General features: G+C 69.5%; 13 protein-coding genes. 8 read left to right on the top strand and 5 right to left on the bottom strand.

The genetic code is table 11. The annotated features are described in order from the left end of the window. Positions 1–20: 20 nt before the first annotated feature. The 4 genes from KEC57_RS13535 to KEC57_RS13550 are packed head-to-tail and all read right to left on the bottom strand — an operon-like array spanning position 21 to position 4,370. Complete coding sequence (locus KEC57_RS13535; RefSeq protein WP_229385165.1) at positions 21–2,732, bottom strand: AAA family ATPase; 2,712 nt, start codon at positions 2,730–2,732, stop codon at positions 21–23. A gap of 54 nt (positions 2,733–2,786) precedes the next feature. Beyond that, complete coding sequence (locus KEC57_RS13540) at positions 2,787–3,494, bottom strand: polyamine aminopropyltransferase (RefSeq protein WP_229385166.1); 708 nt, start codon at positions 3,492–3,494, stop codon at positions 2,787–2,789. 27 nt (positions 3,495–3,521) lie between these two features. After that, positions 3,522–3,695, bottom strand: coding sequence for a hypothetical protein (locus tag KEC57_RS13545; protein ID WP_229385167.1), 174 nt, complete (start codon positions 3,693–3,695; stop codon positions 3,522–3,524). A gap of 3 nt (positions 3,696–3,698) precedes the next feature. Next, positions 3,699–4,370 (bottom strand): alpha/beta fold hydrolase, encoded by a 672-nt coding sequence (locus KEC57_RS13550; RefSeq protein ID WP_229385168.1) that lies wholly within the window; start codon positions 4,368–4,370, stop codon positions 3,699–3,701. 169 nt (positions 4,371–4,539) lie between these two features. Between KEC57_RS13550 and KEC57_RS13555 the strand changes: the two genes are divergently transcribed. The 8 genes from KEC57_RS13555 to atzF all read left to right on the top strand — a co-directional run bounded on the left by KEC57_RS13555 (position 4,540) and on the right by atzF (position 13,216). Next, complete coding sequence (locus KEC57_RS13555; protein WP_229385169.1) at positions 4,540–5,241, top strand: GntR family transcriptional regulator; 702 nt, start codon at positions 4,540–4,542, stop codon at positions 5,239–5,241. 5 nt (positions 5,242–5,246) lie between these two features. Continuing rightward, a complete protein-coding gene (locus tag KEC57_RS13560) occupies positions 5,247–6,794 on the top strand; it encodes an ABC transporter ATP-binding protein (protein ID WP_229385170.1) in 1,548 nt (515 codons plus the stop codon). Continuing rightward, on the top strand, positions 6,791–7,858 hold the full coding sequence (locus KEC57_RS13565) for an ABC transporter permease (RefSeq protein WP_229385171.1): 1,068 nt from the start codon (positions 6,791–6,793) through the stop codon (positions 7,856–7,858). The genes KEC57_RS13560 and KEC57_RS13565 overlap by 4 nt, the downstream gene beginning before the upstream one ends. Next, positions 7,855–8,775 carry an ABC transporter permease gene (locus tag KEC57_RS13570; protein ID WP_229385172.1) on the top strand — a complete coding sequence of 307 codons (921 nt, stop codon included), beginning with the start codon at positions 7,855–7,857 and terminating at the stop codon, positions 8,773–8,775. The genes KEC57_RS13565 and KEC57_RS13570 overlap by 4 nt, the downstream gene beginning before the upstream one ends. A 117-nt stretch (positions 8,776–8,892) precedes the next feature. Then, positions 8,893–10,059 (top strand): BMP family ABC transporter substrate-binding protein, encoded by a 1,167-nt coding sequence (locus KEC57_RS13575; protein WP_229385173.1) that lies wholly within the window; start codon positions 8,893–8,895, stop codon positions 10,057–10,059. 3 nt (positions 10,060–10,062) lie between these two features. Beyond that, positions 10,063–10,677: a cysteine hydrolase family protein gene (locus KEC57_RS13580; RefSeq protein ID WP_229385174.1), complete on the top strand. Its 615-nt coding sequence runs from the start codon at positions 10,063–10,065 to the stop codon at positions 10,675–10,677. Further along, positions 10,674–11,402, top strand: coding sequence for a biuret amidohydrolase (biuH, locus tag KEC57_RS13585; RefSeq protein ID WP_229385175.1), 729 nt, complete (start codon positions 10,674–10,676; stop codon positions 11,400–11,402). Before KEC57_RS13580 ends, biuH begins: the two co-directional genes overlap by 4 nt. After that, positions 11,399–13,216 carry an allophanate hydrolase gene (atzF, locus tag KEC57_RS13590; protein ID WP_229385176.1) on the top strand — a complete coding sequence of 606 codons (1,818 nt, stop codon included), beginning with the start codon at positions 11,399–11,401 and terminating at the stop codon, positions 13,214–13,216. Before biuH ends, atzF begins: the two co-directional genes overlap by 4 nt. Here the strand turns inward: atzF and KEC57_RS13595 are convergent. After that, positions 13,213–13,614 carry an ester cyclase gene (locus KEC57_RS13595; RefSeq protein ID WP_229385177.1) on the bottom strand — a complete coding sequence of 134 codons (402 nt, stop codon included), beginning with the start codon at positions 13,612–13,614 and terminating at the stop codon, positions 13,213–13,215. The genes atzF and KEC57_RS13595 overlap by 4 nt on opposite strands. Between the last annotated feature and the right edge of the window lie 33 nt (positions 13,615–13,647).

The raw sequence follows: 13,647 nt of genomic DNA on the forward strand, positions 1-13,647 counted from the left end.
CTCGCTCTCGGCCCCGCGGCTCATTTCGATGCGAGCGCGGGGCCGAGCTGCTCTCGCGCGGTGATCCCGAGCTTGCGGAACGTCGTGTACAGGTGGGCGCCGATCGTGCGCGGAGACAGGAAGAGACGCTCGGCGATCTCGCGGTTGCTCAGGCCGGCGGCGGCGAGCTCGGCGACTCGGAGTTCCTGCGGCGTCAGCACGTGAGTCCCCGACGGAGCGGCATCGGGAAGCCGCACGCCGCCCACCCGGAGCTCTTCGCGCGCACGTTCGGCCCACCCGGCAGCGGGGAACCCTTCGAAGAGCGCGAGCGCGATGCGCAGGTGGACCCGGCTGTCGGCGGACCGCCGCATCCGACGCAGGCGCGAGCCGACGTGAAGGTGCGCACGGGCCTGAAGAAACGGCATGGGGAGCGGATGGCGCTCGAGCCGGTCGGCTTCCTCGTCGAGGCGTGCGTCATCGCACAGCACGATGCGGGAGTATCCGAGTGCGGCACGGAGGACGGGCGCATGCCAGCCCTCCTGGATTTCGGACATGGCGGCGACCTGGGCTTGCGCCAGCGGTCGATGGCCGAGCAGCACCGCAGCCTCGACCAGATCGGGCAGAGAGACGATCCGGAACATGAGGTTGTAGACGCCGTCCTCCGGATCGGCCAGTCGTCGCAGAGTGCGCTCCGCGTCGCGCGGACGGGCGCCGACCAGCGCGGCGCATCCCTCCGCGAAGACGAGCGTCGCGCGCGGGGACTGGGCCTCGAGCGCGAGGGCCGCGAGCGGTGAGGAGCCCGCGATGGCGTCGCGGTCCGGTACGGCGCCGTCCAGCGCGTCGTACCAGGCGAGTGCCATCCGTGCCGCCGTCGCGAGCCCCGGATCCTCGGCATCGATCGCGATCGTGAGGCACTCGTCGATACAGGCGCGTCCCCGCTCGAACCGGCCCTGCAGAAAGCAGATCCACGACAGCCCCATGAGTGCGTGGGGAAGGAGTGCCCGGTTGCCGTGCGCCCGGAATCCGTCGACGGCGCGCTGCAGGTGCTCGGCCGCCGATTCGACCTCTCCGCACAGATTGAGCGCATAGCCGAGGTACCAGTCCGCCTGGGCGTCGTCCGGCTCGATGACGGCACGATCGCGGATGCGCGCGATGACGTCGTCGCCCCGGCCTGCCGGATCCGTGACGGCCGCCAGAAGGAGCGCCCGCGGCTCGTCCGGGTCGAGGTCGAAGGCACGCGCCGCCTCGGAGATGACCAGGCCCGGATCGCTGTGCGTCGAATGGTCCCACGCGATCGAGGCGAGGTGAAGCAGCGCATCGAGCGCGGCATCCGCATCGCCCGACCGCCGCATGGTCTCGATGGCGGTGGTCGCGGGTCTCAGGTCGCCGCGCGCGAGCGCCGCCTCCTCGACGGGGAGCAGTTCGCGCATCCACGCGGCACGCGAGCGGGCACGGGAGTCGTCGGTCTCGGCATCCGCCTCGTCGAGGAGCACGAACGCGGTCCGATGCGCCCCCGCGCGTCCCGCGGCATCGGCCGCGAGCAGGAGTCGCTCGATGCGCGCGGGCGACGGCGCGGTCAGGTCGGCCGCCCGGCGGAGCGCCCGCAGGGCCAGCGCGGCATCGCGCGCGCCGAGCGCCGCCTCACCGAGCTGCATCAGCTCCTCCGCGAGGCCGGGGTCGGTGCCGGTCTGCAGGTCGGCCCGCCACCACACCGTGCGCGCGGGGTCTGCGATCGTGTCGACGAGTGCCCGCAGCATGGTCGAGCGCTCCTGCGGGTGCGCCGCTCCGGCGACGGCAGAGCGCACGAGCGGATGCCGGAACCCGATGCGGCCCTGCGCCGGTTCGATGAGACCGGCAGTCGCCGCCACACCGAGCCAATCCCGCGATGGCGCGCGGCCGAGCACCCGGGCGATTGCCGTCGTCGTGTCGTCTATCGAATCGCAGCCCAGCGACCCCGCCAGCACGCCCAGGCGTGCTTCTCCTGGAAGCTCGGCGTATCGTCCGGCGAACGCGAGTTCGAGCCGGTGCGTGAGCGGCACCACATCCACGTCGGCGACGCGGAGGCCGGCGACGGGGAGTTCGACGAGGGCGAGAGGATTGCCGTCCGCCAGCTCCAGCAGCATCCGCCGTTCCGTCCCGGCCGGGCTGTCGGTCCGGGAATCGAGCAGGGCGTTGGCGTCGATGAAGCTGAGCGGCGCGAGGCGGAGGCGCTCGATCGTCTCCCCTTCGACCGCCTCATGACCGCCGCGGGCCGTCATGACCACGATCACCGGGTCCGACGAGACGCGCCGCGCCACCATCAGCAGGGTCTGGCGCGACACGGGGTCGAGCCAGTGCAGATCCTCGCCGATCACCAGCAGCGGGCGCGCTCTCGATGCGTCGGACAAGAGCGTCAGCGTTGCGACGCCGGCGAGGAAGGTCGTCGGAGTCTCGCCGGATCGCACCCCGAACGCGACCTCGAGCGCGTCGCGCTGCGGTCCTGGCAGCTCGGGGATCCGCTCGCGCAACGGGTGCAGGAGCAGGTGAAGGCCCGAGAACGGTGCGGCGGACTCGTCGGGAGTGCCGGAGGTGCGGAGCACTCCCATGCCCCGCTCCCGCGCCATTCGCTCGTACTCGTCGACCAGCGCCGTCTTGCCGACACCGGGATCGCCTTCGATCAGCAGGGCAGAACCACCGGCGTCGGAATTCGCGCACAGCGCGCCGAATCGCACGAGTTCGGAGTGACGGCCCACGAGGGCGCGATCGGTCGGCACGAGAGCAGTCTGGCGCATCCGGAACGGGCGCGGTGACGAGCCGGGTCGTGCCGGTCAGCCGCGGCTGCGCGCGACGTAGACGGTGTTGGACGACACCCCACCGGTGACGGGGTTGTCGAAGCCGACGACATGGGCGGCCGTGTCGTCGAACACGGCGTTCAGTTCGATCGTGAAACGGTCGTCGGGCGGATCGTCCGACCACAGCGCGAAGACGCCGCCCGCGACGAGATGGCGGTCGAGCGCGCGCAGACCAGCCGCGGCGTAGAGGTCGGCGTGGCTGGGGTCCAGCTGATGACGGGGGGAGTGATCCACGTCGAGCAGGATGGCGGAGTACGGCCCACGGCCTCGAGCGGGCGCCGCGCGCATGACGGCGAAGAAGTCGTCCTCGATCAGGGTGGTCCGCGCGTCGCCGACCAGTTCTGCAGACGCCGGCAGCAGCATCCGCTCGTGCCAGTCGATCACCGCGCCGAGACGGTCGATCACCACGAGCGCGCGCACGCGCTCGTCTCTCAGAGCGGCCACGGCCGTATACCCGAGCCCCAGCCCGCCGACCAGGACGGACAGCTCATCGCCTTCGACGGCGGCCAGTCCGAGATTCGCGAGCTCCTCCTCGGCCACCGTGAACAGGCTCGACATGAGGTACTCGTCGCCGAGCTTCACCTCGTAGATCTCTTCGCCCACCGCCGGTTCCGAGCGGCGTCGGAGGGTGAGATCGCCCATCGGGGTGGGCTGCCAGTCGAGTTCTTCAAACCGAGCGATCACTGCGGCATCCCTCCGTCGCTGCTCACCCTACCCGGCGCCCGCGGACGGCCGATCGGAGCGGAGCGGATCATCGGCCTGCTCGGCGGAGGCCGGCTCCGCACGAGACCGGCGATCGTGCAGAGTGCTCGCGACCATGGCGGCCAGCAGAGGGATGCCGATCACGAGGAGCCCTCCGATCGTGGCGATGTCACCGACGCTCACCCCTCACCTCCTGCCCGCGCGGAACGCCGGGGATTCACTCCGACAGTTCTGGGCATGCGCGGCGATGGCAGCGGCGAAGACCTCGGGTGCATCCCACGCGACGAAGTGCGAGGCCCCGGTCAGGGGCTCGATCTCATACCCGAGCCGGTCGTGCAGGGCTGACGCGGCATCGTGACGGATCGGAGGCGACGCGGCACCGACGGTCACCAGGACCGGGCCTTGACCGGCACGCGCTCGGGACGGCTCGAAAGAGCGGAACATCGCCAGTTCACCGGGGATCACGGTGTGATCGTGTGCCATCGCCGCCGACCACGTCGGGCCGTAGAGCGTGGCGCCGAGTCCTTCGACGCCGTGCTCCGCATAGGCGCGCGCCACCGGAGTGAGAAGTTCGGGGAGCAGGCTTCCCACGGCCGGCTCGTGCGCCACCGCGCCTGCGAGCTCGGTCCGGGAGGCGGCCAGCGCGAGCGCGAGGGTGGCGCCGCCGCTCTGCCCGACGACCAGCGCACCTTCGACCTGCGGCTCCAGCGCGCGCAGTTCCGCGCTCAGCGACCCGGTGCACGGGCGGCGGATCGCCGTGACGTCACGGAGCCCGAGCTCGCCGAGGGCGGCGATCACTCGGTCCCAGATCGAGGCAGTGGTTGCGATGCCGTGCAGCAGCACGACGGGGGGCGTCATGGGCACAAGGTATCCATGTCGGGGCGTCCTCGAGACCGCCGATCCCCGGAAGATCACCATTCCAAGCGCACGGAAACAAACTCGTTACGCGACCGGACTGCCAGGGAAACAGTGCTGGGCCAACGTCGTACCCATGGATACAACTTCGGATCCGACTTCGGATACGGCCGTGAAGGGCCGCAAGCGCGCGGCTCGATCGCGCCGGGAGGTCGCCTATCTGGAGATCCGCCGGATGGCGCTGGAAGGCGAGTTCCCGTTCTGGCAGCGACTGCCGGAGGAAGGCATCGCCGAGCAGCTGGGGGTGTCGCGCACTCCTGTCCGCGAAGCGTTCGCGCGGCTCGACTCGGACGGCATCCTGAGCCGGTACGACGACGGCGGCTACTACGTCGCCGAGCCGAACCTGATCGATCTGCGCGACCTGTACGAGCTGCGACTCACGCTCGAGCTGCGGGGGATCCTGCGCGCGGCCGAGGAAGGCGTCGAGCACGATCCCGAGCTGTTGGAGGCGCTGCGCGCCGAATGGCTGCGCATCCAGGCGGAGCCGCCGCCGGCCGACGGCAGCTTCATCGAGCTGGACGAATCGTTCCACGTCGGCCTGTCCCGGGCGTCAGGGAACCTCGTGCTGACCGAGACGCTCGAAAGTGTGAACATCCGCATCCGACCCGTTCGGCTGCACGACTTCCTCGACGCGGAGCGCATCGAGATCAGCATCGCGGAGCACATCGAGATCCTCGATGCCGTGATCGCGCACGAGATCGAGAAGGCGGCTGATCTGCTGAGCCGCCACATCGGCATCTCCCTCGACGTCGTCGAAGAGCGCGCAGCGAAGGCCATGACCAAAATGATGCGGCTGAGAAGCAGGCGGAGGTAAGAGACATGACGAACGTCGTGGGTGCTCCAAACGAATCGGAAAGCTCCACCGCGCTCGTCCCGATACTCCGTGTCGAGCGCTTCACGAAGCACTTCGCGGAGGTCAGAGCCAATACGGATGTCAGCCTCGACGTGCTTCCCGGTGAAGTGCACGCTCTCGTCGGCGAGAACGGCGCCGGCAAGAGCACGCTTCTGAAGATGATCTACGGCGTCTACACGCCGGATTCGGGTCGCATGCTCATCGACGACAAGGAGGTGAGCCTGGGCTCCCCTGCCGAGGCGCGGCACCTGGGAATCGGGATGGTGTTCCAGGATCTCCGGCTCGTGCCGGCCCTCAGCGTCACCGAGAACATGGCGCTGTCGCTGGATGTCGGAGCGATCCTCCGCCCTCGTGCGCTCGCGAACCGCATCGCCGCGGCCAGCGAGGAGTACGGTCTCGCCGTCGAGCCGCGAGCACTCGTCCAGCACCTCTCGATCGGTGAACGCCAGCGCGCCGAGATCCTCAAGGTGCTCATGACAGGGGCGCGGCTCGTGATCCTCGACGAGCCCACGAGCGTCCTGGCGCCGCAGGAGGTGCAGGCACTGTTCGGCGTCGTCGATCGGCTTCGTTCGCAGGGATTCGGCGTCCTCATCGTCACCCACAAGCTCAACGAGGTGCGGGCCATCGCCGACCGGGTGACGGTCCTGCGCGGCGGCGTGCCCATTCTCGAGGGCGTCTCGCCGGACGACTACACGGATGAAGAGCTGATCACCGCGATGGTCGGTCACGCGGTGCCCGCGTTGCCCGTGGAGCGCACCGCGGTGCAAGCGGATGCCGAGTTCGCCCTGTCGCTGGAGGGAGTGAGTTCCCGAGGCGATAAGGGGCATGAAGCGCTGAAGTCGATCTCGCTCACGGTGCGGCGCGGCGAACTGGTCGGTGTGGCCGGGGTCGCCGGCAGCGGCCAGCGCGAGCTGTGCGAGGTATCGACCGGGCTTCGGGAGGTGACGAGCGGAGTGGTGAAGGTCGCCGGCCTCGTCGCATCGACTCCGCGCAAGGCCATAGATGCCGGTGCCGTGAGCGTGCCGGAGGATCCGGTCGCGGACTCCGTCGTGACGCGGCTGACGGTTCTCGAGCACATGCCCCTCGACGGTCGCCCGTTCCCGCGGCGACGATGGGGGATCGACTGGGCGGGCATCAAAGCCAAGACGGCCACGAGCAACGAGCGGCTCGGTCTGCGGATCGCGCCGATCGGCCGCAAGCTGTTCGAGCTTTCGGGCGGCAACATCCAGCGCGTGATCCTCACCCGCGAGCTGAGCGCGGACTCGACCCTCGTCGTCGCGGCGTATCCCAGCCGCGGGCTCGACATCTCGAACGTCCGCCGCACGCAGCAGGTTCTGCTCGACCGGCGTGCCGGAGGCGCAGGAGTCCTCATGATCTCGGAAGACCTGGACGAGCTGATGGCCATGGCCGACCGAATCGTGGTGCTTCACGACGGGCACATGTCGGGCGAGGTGCTGCCCGCCGACTACGACCGTCAGCACATCGGGCGCCTGATGCTGGGCGGTGTGGCATGACATTGACCGACGCGCCCCCCACGTCCCCGCCCGATTTCTCGTCGACCCGGCGCCGGGAAGCGCCCGCGATCATCCGCTGGCTGGTCGCGATCGTCGGCGCCCTCGCCGCCTTCAGCGTCATCATCGTGTTCAAGGGCGCGAGCCCCCTCGAAGTGTTCGGCGACATGTGGGTTTCGACCTTCCTTCGCCCACGATCGCTCGTGGAGATCCTCAACACGATGGCCCCGATCGCGCTCGCCGCGCTCGCAGTGGTGGTGCCTGCGCGGGCGGGGATGTCGAACGTCGGTGGCGAGGGGCAGCTGATCGTCGGTGCGGCCGCGGCGGCCGGTGTGGCGCTGGCGACCGATCAGATGCTGCCCGGAAACGTCGTCATGGTCCTCATGGTGGTGGCGGGAATCGTGGGTGGCGCCGCTTGGGCCGCGATCGCCGGGGTGCTGCGGCTCGTCTTCCAGGTGAATGAGGCCGTCAGCACGCTCCTGCTGAACTTCGTCGCACTGGATCTGCTTCTCTTCCTCATCTATCAGCCATGGCGAGAGGATCCCTCGGGTCAGCCGACGTCGCGCGAGCTCGCCGACGCCGCGAAGCTCCCCGAGATCTCCGGGCTCGGCGTAGGAATCGGGGTGGTGATCGCCGTCGCCGCCGCGCTCATCGTGTTCTTCGTCCTGCGCTACACGCGCTGGGGCTTCAAGCTGTCGGTCGTCGGCGGCAACGCCGAGGCAGCCCGACGGGCGGGCCTGCACGTTCCCGTGCTGATCCTCTCCGCACTCCTGGTCGGCGGCGCTCTCGCCGGCATCGCCGGCATGATCCAGTTCGCGGGGATCGAATACAAGCTGCGGTCCGGGTTCGGACTTCAGATCGGGTACATCGGCTTCCTCGCCAGCTGGCTTGCGCGCCACCGGCCGTTGCCGGTGCTGCTGGCCTCGTTCGTCTTCGCCGCCCTCGCGGTGGCCGGCGACAGTCTGCAGCTGGACGCACAGCTGCCGGCGGCGACCGTCAGCATCCTCACGGCCTTCATCCTGATCGCCGTGCTCGGCTTCACGCAGAAGAAGGGGGCCACACTGTGAATCTCATCATCGACGTACTCACCGGCGGAGTTCGCGGCGGCACCTCGATCCTCTACGCCGCCCTCGGCGAGACCGTCTCGGAGCGCGCCGGCGTCATCAACCTGGGCACCGAGGGGTCGATGCTCCTGGGCGCGCTCGCCGCGTACATGGTGGCCGCAGACACCGGAAACCCCTGGCTCGGCGCTCTGGTGGGCGGACTCATCGGAGCCGTCCTCTCGCTGCTGCATGCCCTGCTGGTGGTCTGGCGCGGTGCGAATCAGTTCGCCAGCGGACTCACGATGCTCTTCCTCGCCCTCGGGCTCACCTCGCTCTTCGGCGCGGCCTACGTCGGCCGCACCATCACCCCGTTCGAGGTGTGGGCCGTCCCGGGGCTCAGCGAGATCCCGTTCATCGGACCGATCTTCTTCGAGCAGAACGCGCTCGTCTATCTCAGCTACCTCGCAGTCCCGACGGTGTGGTTCATCCTGTTCCGCACGAAATGGGGACTGCTGATCCGCACCGCGGGCGAACGCTCGGATGCGCTGACCGTCAACGGCTATCACGTGAAGCGGATCCGCATCGCCGCCGTCACCGCCGGTGGCTTCCTCGCCGGGGTCGGAGGCGCACAACTGTCGATCGCCTACACGAACTCCTGGTTCGAGAACATGGTCGCCGGTCGCGGGTTCATCGCGGTCGCCCTCGTGATCTTCGCCTCGTGGTCACCGATCAAGGTGATGGGCGGTGCGTATCTCTTCGGCGCCGCGCTGGCCCTCGGCCCCGCCCTGCAGGCGCGCGGCGTGGGCATCAACCAGTTCGCGCTGCACGTCATCCCCTTCGTGCTCACGCTCGTCGTCCTCGCCGTGCTCGGCAGGCGCACCATCTCGGCTGCGCCCGCCGAGCTCAAACGGGTGTTCGAGAACGGCCCACCGACGACTTAGCCCCGAAAGGCGAGGCGCGACAGCACCACACTCCCTATCCCTTCTCACCGCCCTGATCAGTGGCAGCTGATCACGGCGACCTGCACCGGGCATGGCCCGATACCCGAAAGGAACACCATGCATCACATTACTCCGCGGCATCTGGCCGTGGCAGGGCTCACCGCAGCGGTCCTCGCTCTCGCAGCCTGCTCGCCCGCAGGCACCGGGAGCGGCGGCGACGGCAGTTCGCCCGCGGCCGACGTCCCGGGTGTGGGCGGCACCGCGATCGGCTTCATCATGGTCGGCCCCAAGGACGACTACGGCTACAACCAGGCGGTGTACGAGGCCTCTCAGGTGCTCGCCGAGGAGTATCCCGACCTCGAGATCCTCACGGCCGAGAACGTCCCCGAGGACGACACCGCCGCCACCACGATGGAGCAGATGATCGATCGTGGGGCGAAGATCATCTTCGCCACGTCCTACGGACACCTGGATGCCGCGCAGCAGGTCGCCGAGGATCACCCCGATGTCGTCGTCGTCCAGCAGGGCAACACCATGGCCGAGGAAGACATCCTGCCCAACAGCGGCACCTACTTCGGCACCGTCTACGAGCCGATGTACCTGGCGGGCATCGCGGCGGGCGCGGCGACCGAATCGGGAAAGCTGGGCTATGTCTACGCGTTCCCGATCCCGCAGACGATCGCGAACATCAACGCGTTCCAGCGCGGCGCCCAGACCGTTCGCCCCGACGTCGAGACCATCACCGTCGCGACGTCGAGCTGGTGCGACCCGGCCGCGCAGCGCGACGCGGCCAGCAGCCTGCTGAGTCAGGGCGTGGATGTGCTGACGCAGCATCAGGACTGCACCAAGACCGTGATCGACGCCGCCGAGGCCGCAGGGGCGTACACGGTCGGCTATCACGCCGACGCGTCCGAGCTCGCGCCCGAGGGCTGGCTGACGGGGGCGGTCTGGGAGTGGGCGCCGCTGTACACCTCGATCGTCGACACCACTCTCGCCGGTGACTTCACGGGCAGCGAGTTCAACGCCAACTACCGCGTCGGCTACAAGACGGGCACCAACCCGTTCGTGCTGGCCGAGTTCGGCCCGTCGGTCACCGAGGAGACCGTCGCGTCGATCGATGAGGCGCAGGCCTGGCTCGGAACGCCCGAGGGCTCGCCCTTCGCCGGCCCGGTGCTTGCGCAGGACGGCACCGAGGTGGTGGCCGCAGGGGTGGTCCCGGACTACGCCGAGGTCGATGCGATGGACTACTTCGTCCAGGGCGTCGTCGGCAACCTGGCCAAGTAGCCCATGGCGACCACGATCGACGCGCCCGCGCGCACCGGCCATGTCGCAGAGACGACGCCGTACGCCTGGCCGTGGAACGGCGCACTCGATGCGACCCGCACGGCGGTCCTCGTGATCGAGGCGCCCGGTGAAGCCGGCGACGTCGACCACGAGTATGTGCGCAACGCGGAGGTCGTGGTCGCCACCCTGCGGCGGGGCGGAGGTGCGGCGATCCGCGTCCTGACCCGTCGAGCATCCGCCACCCGTCCCTTCGCCGGCGCATCGTCCGCATTCGCCGACGAGGGGACGGGGGAGATCCCCACCGACGACACCGTGGTGTCGCGGGGCGTGGACGGCTTCTTCGGAAGCCCGCTCGAGACGGTGCTGCGCCAGGCCCGGATCGAGCGACTCATCCTGGTCGGCGCATGGCTCGAGACGAGCGTGCACTCCACCATGCGCACGGCGAACGACATGGGCTTCGAATGCCTGCTGGTCGTCGACGCGTGTGCCCCGGGCGACGCGGACCTCGTCGCGAACAGCGTTTCCATGATCGAGATGTCCGGCGGGATCTTCGGAGCCGTCGGAACGACCGCGCGAGTCGTCGAAGCGTACGCGCGCGAAGAAGGAGAACGAGCATGAGTGCACCCACCACGGTCGAGACGGGCATCCTGTTCGGCCCCGTTGCGGCCGAGCCGTACAGCTGGCCGTTCGACGGCGGCTTCCGCCCTGAGCGCACCGCCCTGATCAACATCGACTGGCAGGTCGACTTCTGCGGAATCGGCGGCTACGTCGACCGCATGGGCTACGACTTGAACCTCACCCGCGCCGGTCTCGGCCCCACGCAGACCGTGCTGGAGGCGGCCCGAGCGGCGGGCCTCTACATCGTGCACACGAGGGAGGGGCACCGGCCCGATCTCGCGGACTGCCCGCCGAACAAGCTGTGGCGCTCGAAGCAGATCGGTGCGGGGATCGGAGACGACGGCCCGTGCGGTCGCATTCTCACGCGTGGCGAACCCGGGTGGGAGATCGTCGAGGAGGTCGCTCCCCTCGAAGGAGAACTCGTGATCGACAAGCCGGGCAAAGGGTCCTTCTACGCGACGGACCTGGATCTCCTGCTTCGAAATCGTGGGATCACCCACATCATCCTCACCGGAATCACCACCGATGTCTGCGTCCACACCACGATGCGCGATGCGAACGATCGCGGATACGAGTGCCTGCTGCTGACCGACTGCACGGGCGCGACCGACGTCGGCAATTACGAGGCGGCGCTGAAGATGATCACCATGCAGGGCGGGGTCTTCGGAGCGATCGCACCGTCCAGTGCCCTGCTCGCGTCGCTCGCGGCGGGAAGCATCGTATGACGGCCGCCCCGGCCACGGGGAATCCTGTCACCGCTCACGTGCTCGAGATCGGCACCCTCCACGACGCGTACCGATCGGGAGCGCTGACTCCCGCGGACGTGATCGGGGAGATCGGTCGCCGGATCGCCGTGCGGGGCGATGATGCGGTGTGGATCTCGGTCGATGTCGAGGGGGCTCTCACCGCCGCGACCGCGCTCGGTGCCGTGCTCGATCCCGCACTGCCGCTGTGGGGGATTCCGTTCGCCGTGAAGGACAACATCGACGTCGCAGGATGGGAGACCACGGCCGCGTGCGCGGAGTTCGCCTACCGGCCGAGTGAGACGGCGACCTGCGTGCGCGTGCTGCAGGAGGCCGGCGCGATCCTCGTCGGCAAGACGAATCTCGACCAGTTCGCGACCGGCCTGAACGGCACGCGTTCGCCGTTCGGGATTCCGCGGTCCGTCTCCGATCCCGCGATGATCTCCGGCGGTTCCAGTTCGGGCAGCGCCGTCGCGGTCGCGGCGGGCCTGGTGGCATTCGCTCTCGGCACCGACACGGCAGGCTCCGGCCGAGTGCCGGCGGCGCTCAACGGGATCGTCGGGCACAAGCCCAGCCGGGGACTGGTGAGCACCGCAGGCGTGGTCCCAGCATGCCGAAGCCTCGACTGCGTGAGCGTCTTCGCGCACTCCGTCGGCGAGGCGGCCGAGGTCATCGACATCATGGCCGGCGTCGATCCCGCAGATCCGTGGACGCGCGACCTGCCGGATGCCGCCGGCACGCCGACCGGACCTGTCGGGCTGCGACTCGCGATTCCGGCGACCATCGAACTGAGCGCCGAGCACGGCTACGACCGGGCATGGCATGCCGCGCTCGAGCGGCTGAGGGCTGCAGGCGTGGACCTCGTCGAGATCGATCTCGCGGGTTTCACCGAGGCGGGCGGGATGCTCTACGACGGTCCCTGGGTGGCGGAGCGGCTCGCCGGAACGGTCGAGTTCGTCGATGCGCGACCCGCAGACCTCCACCCGGTCGTCCGTGCCCTGCTCGAGCGGGGGCGCTCCGTCTCGGGCGTCGACGTCTTTCGCGGCATCGATCGCCTCCGTCGATTGGAACGCGACGCCGCGGATGTGCTGAAGACGGTCGACGCGCTCCTCACGCCCACCGTCGCGACCACATTCACGGTGCAGCAGATGCTCGAGCAGCCGATCGACAACAACACCCGGCTCGGGCAGTTCACCACGTTCGGCAACCTGCTCGACCTGGCGGCGATCGCGATTCCGACCGCGAGTGAGCGCCCGGACCGCCCTTTCGGGGTGTCGGTGATCGTCCGTGCGGGCGGCGACGCCCGGATGTCAGCCGTCGCGGCGGCCATCGAGAGCGTCGTCGCCCCCGATCACGCGTCAGGGTTTCCATCCCTGGGAGGCGCGTCGCAGCCGGCCGGAGGCGGACCGCAGCCGACGCTGCCGATCGCGGTCGTCGGCGCCCATCTGGGCGGCATGCCTCTGCACGCGGAGCTCGTCGCGCTCGACGCGCGCCTGGCGAGGGCGACCGTGACGGCAGCGGAGTACCGGCTGTACGCGCTCGATACGGTGCCCGCCAAGCCCGGCCTGATCCGCACCGGCCCGGGCGGCTTCGCGCTCGAGGTGGAGGTCTACGACCTGCCGATCGCGAACGTCGGGTCGTTTCTGGCGGGCATCGCCGCGCCGCTGGGGCTCGGCACCGTCCGACTCGAGAACGGCGACGAGGTGCACGGCTTCCTCTGCGAGCCGATCGCGATAGCTGGCGCACGGGAGATCAGCGAGTTCGGAGGCTGGCGCGCGTACGTCGCTTCGCTCTAGGGGGTGATGCGCCCGAGCTGCGCGAGCAGCTCGACGCCGTCGGCCGAGCCGGTGAATTCCGCGATACGCCCCTTCGTCACGCGGTACATCGCGAACTCGGCCACGTTGACGTGCCGCCGAGTCGGCGGGATGCCGCGCCACGCGCCGAGATGGGTGCCGCTGCCGCGCAGATGCGCGGCGAGGCGATCGTCTTCGACCACCAGCTGGATGCGGCGCCAGCGCCAGTCGGGAAAGCCCTGGAAGAGCTCGGCCAGGTCGGCGACCCACGCATCGGCTCCGCCGGGCAGATGCGCGCGGCGGACCGAAGGATCGACGAACGAGCGGATCGCTTCGAGATCGTGCCGGTTGCACGCGTCGAGGTAGTCCGCGTACCACTCGCGCATCTCCCACGTCTCCACCTCCTCATTATCCGGCGGTGGACCTGATGCGCC

It is taken from the genome of Microbacterium allomyrinae (assembly GCF_020682705.1).
Lineage (GTDB): Bacteria > Actinomycetota > Actinomycetes > Actinomycetales > Microbacteriaceae > Microbacterium > Microbacterium allomyrinae.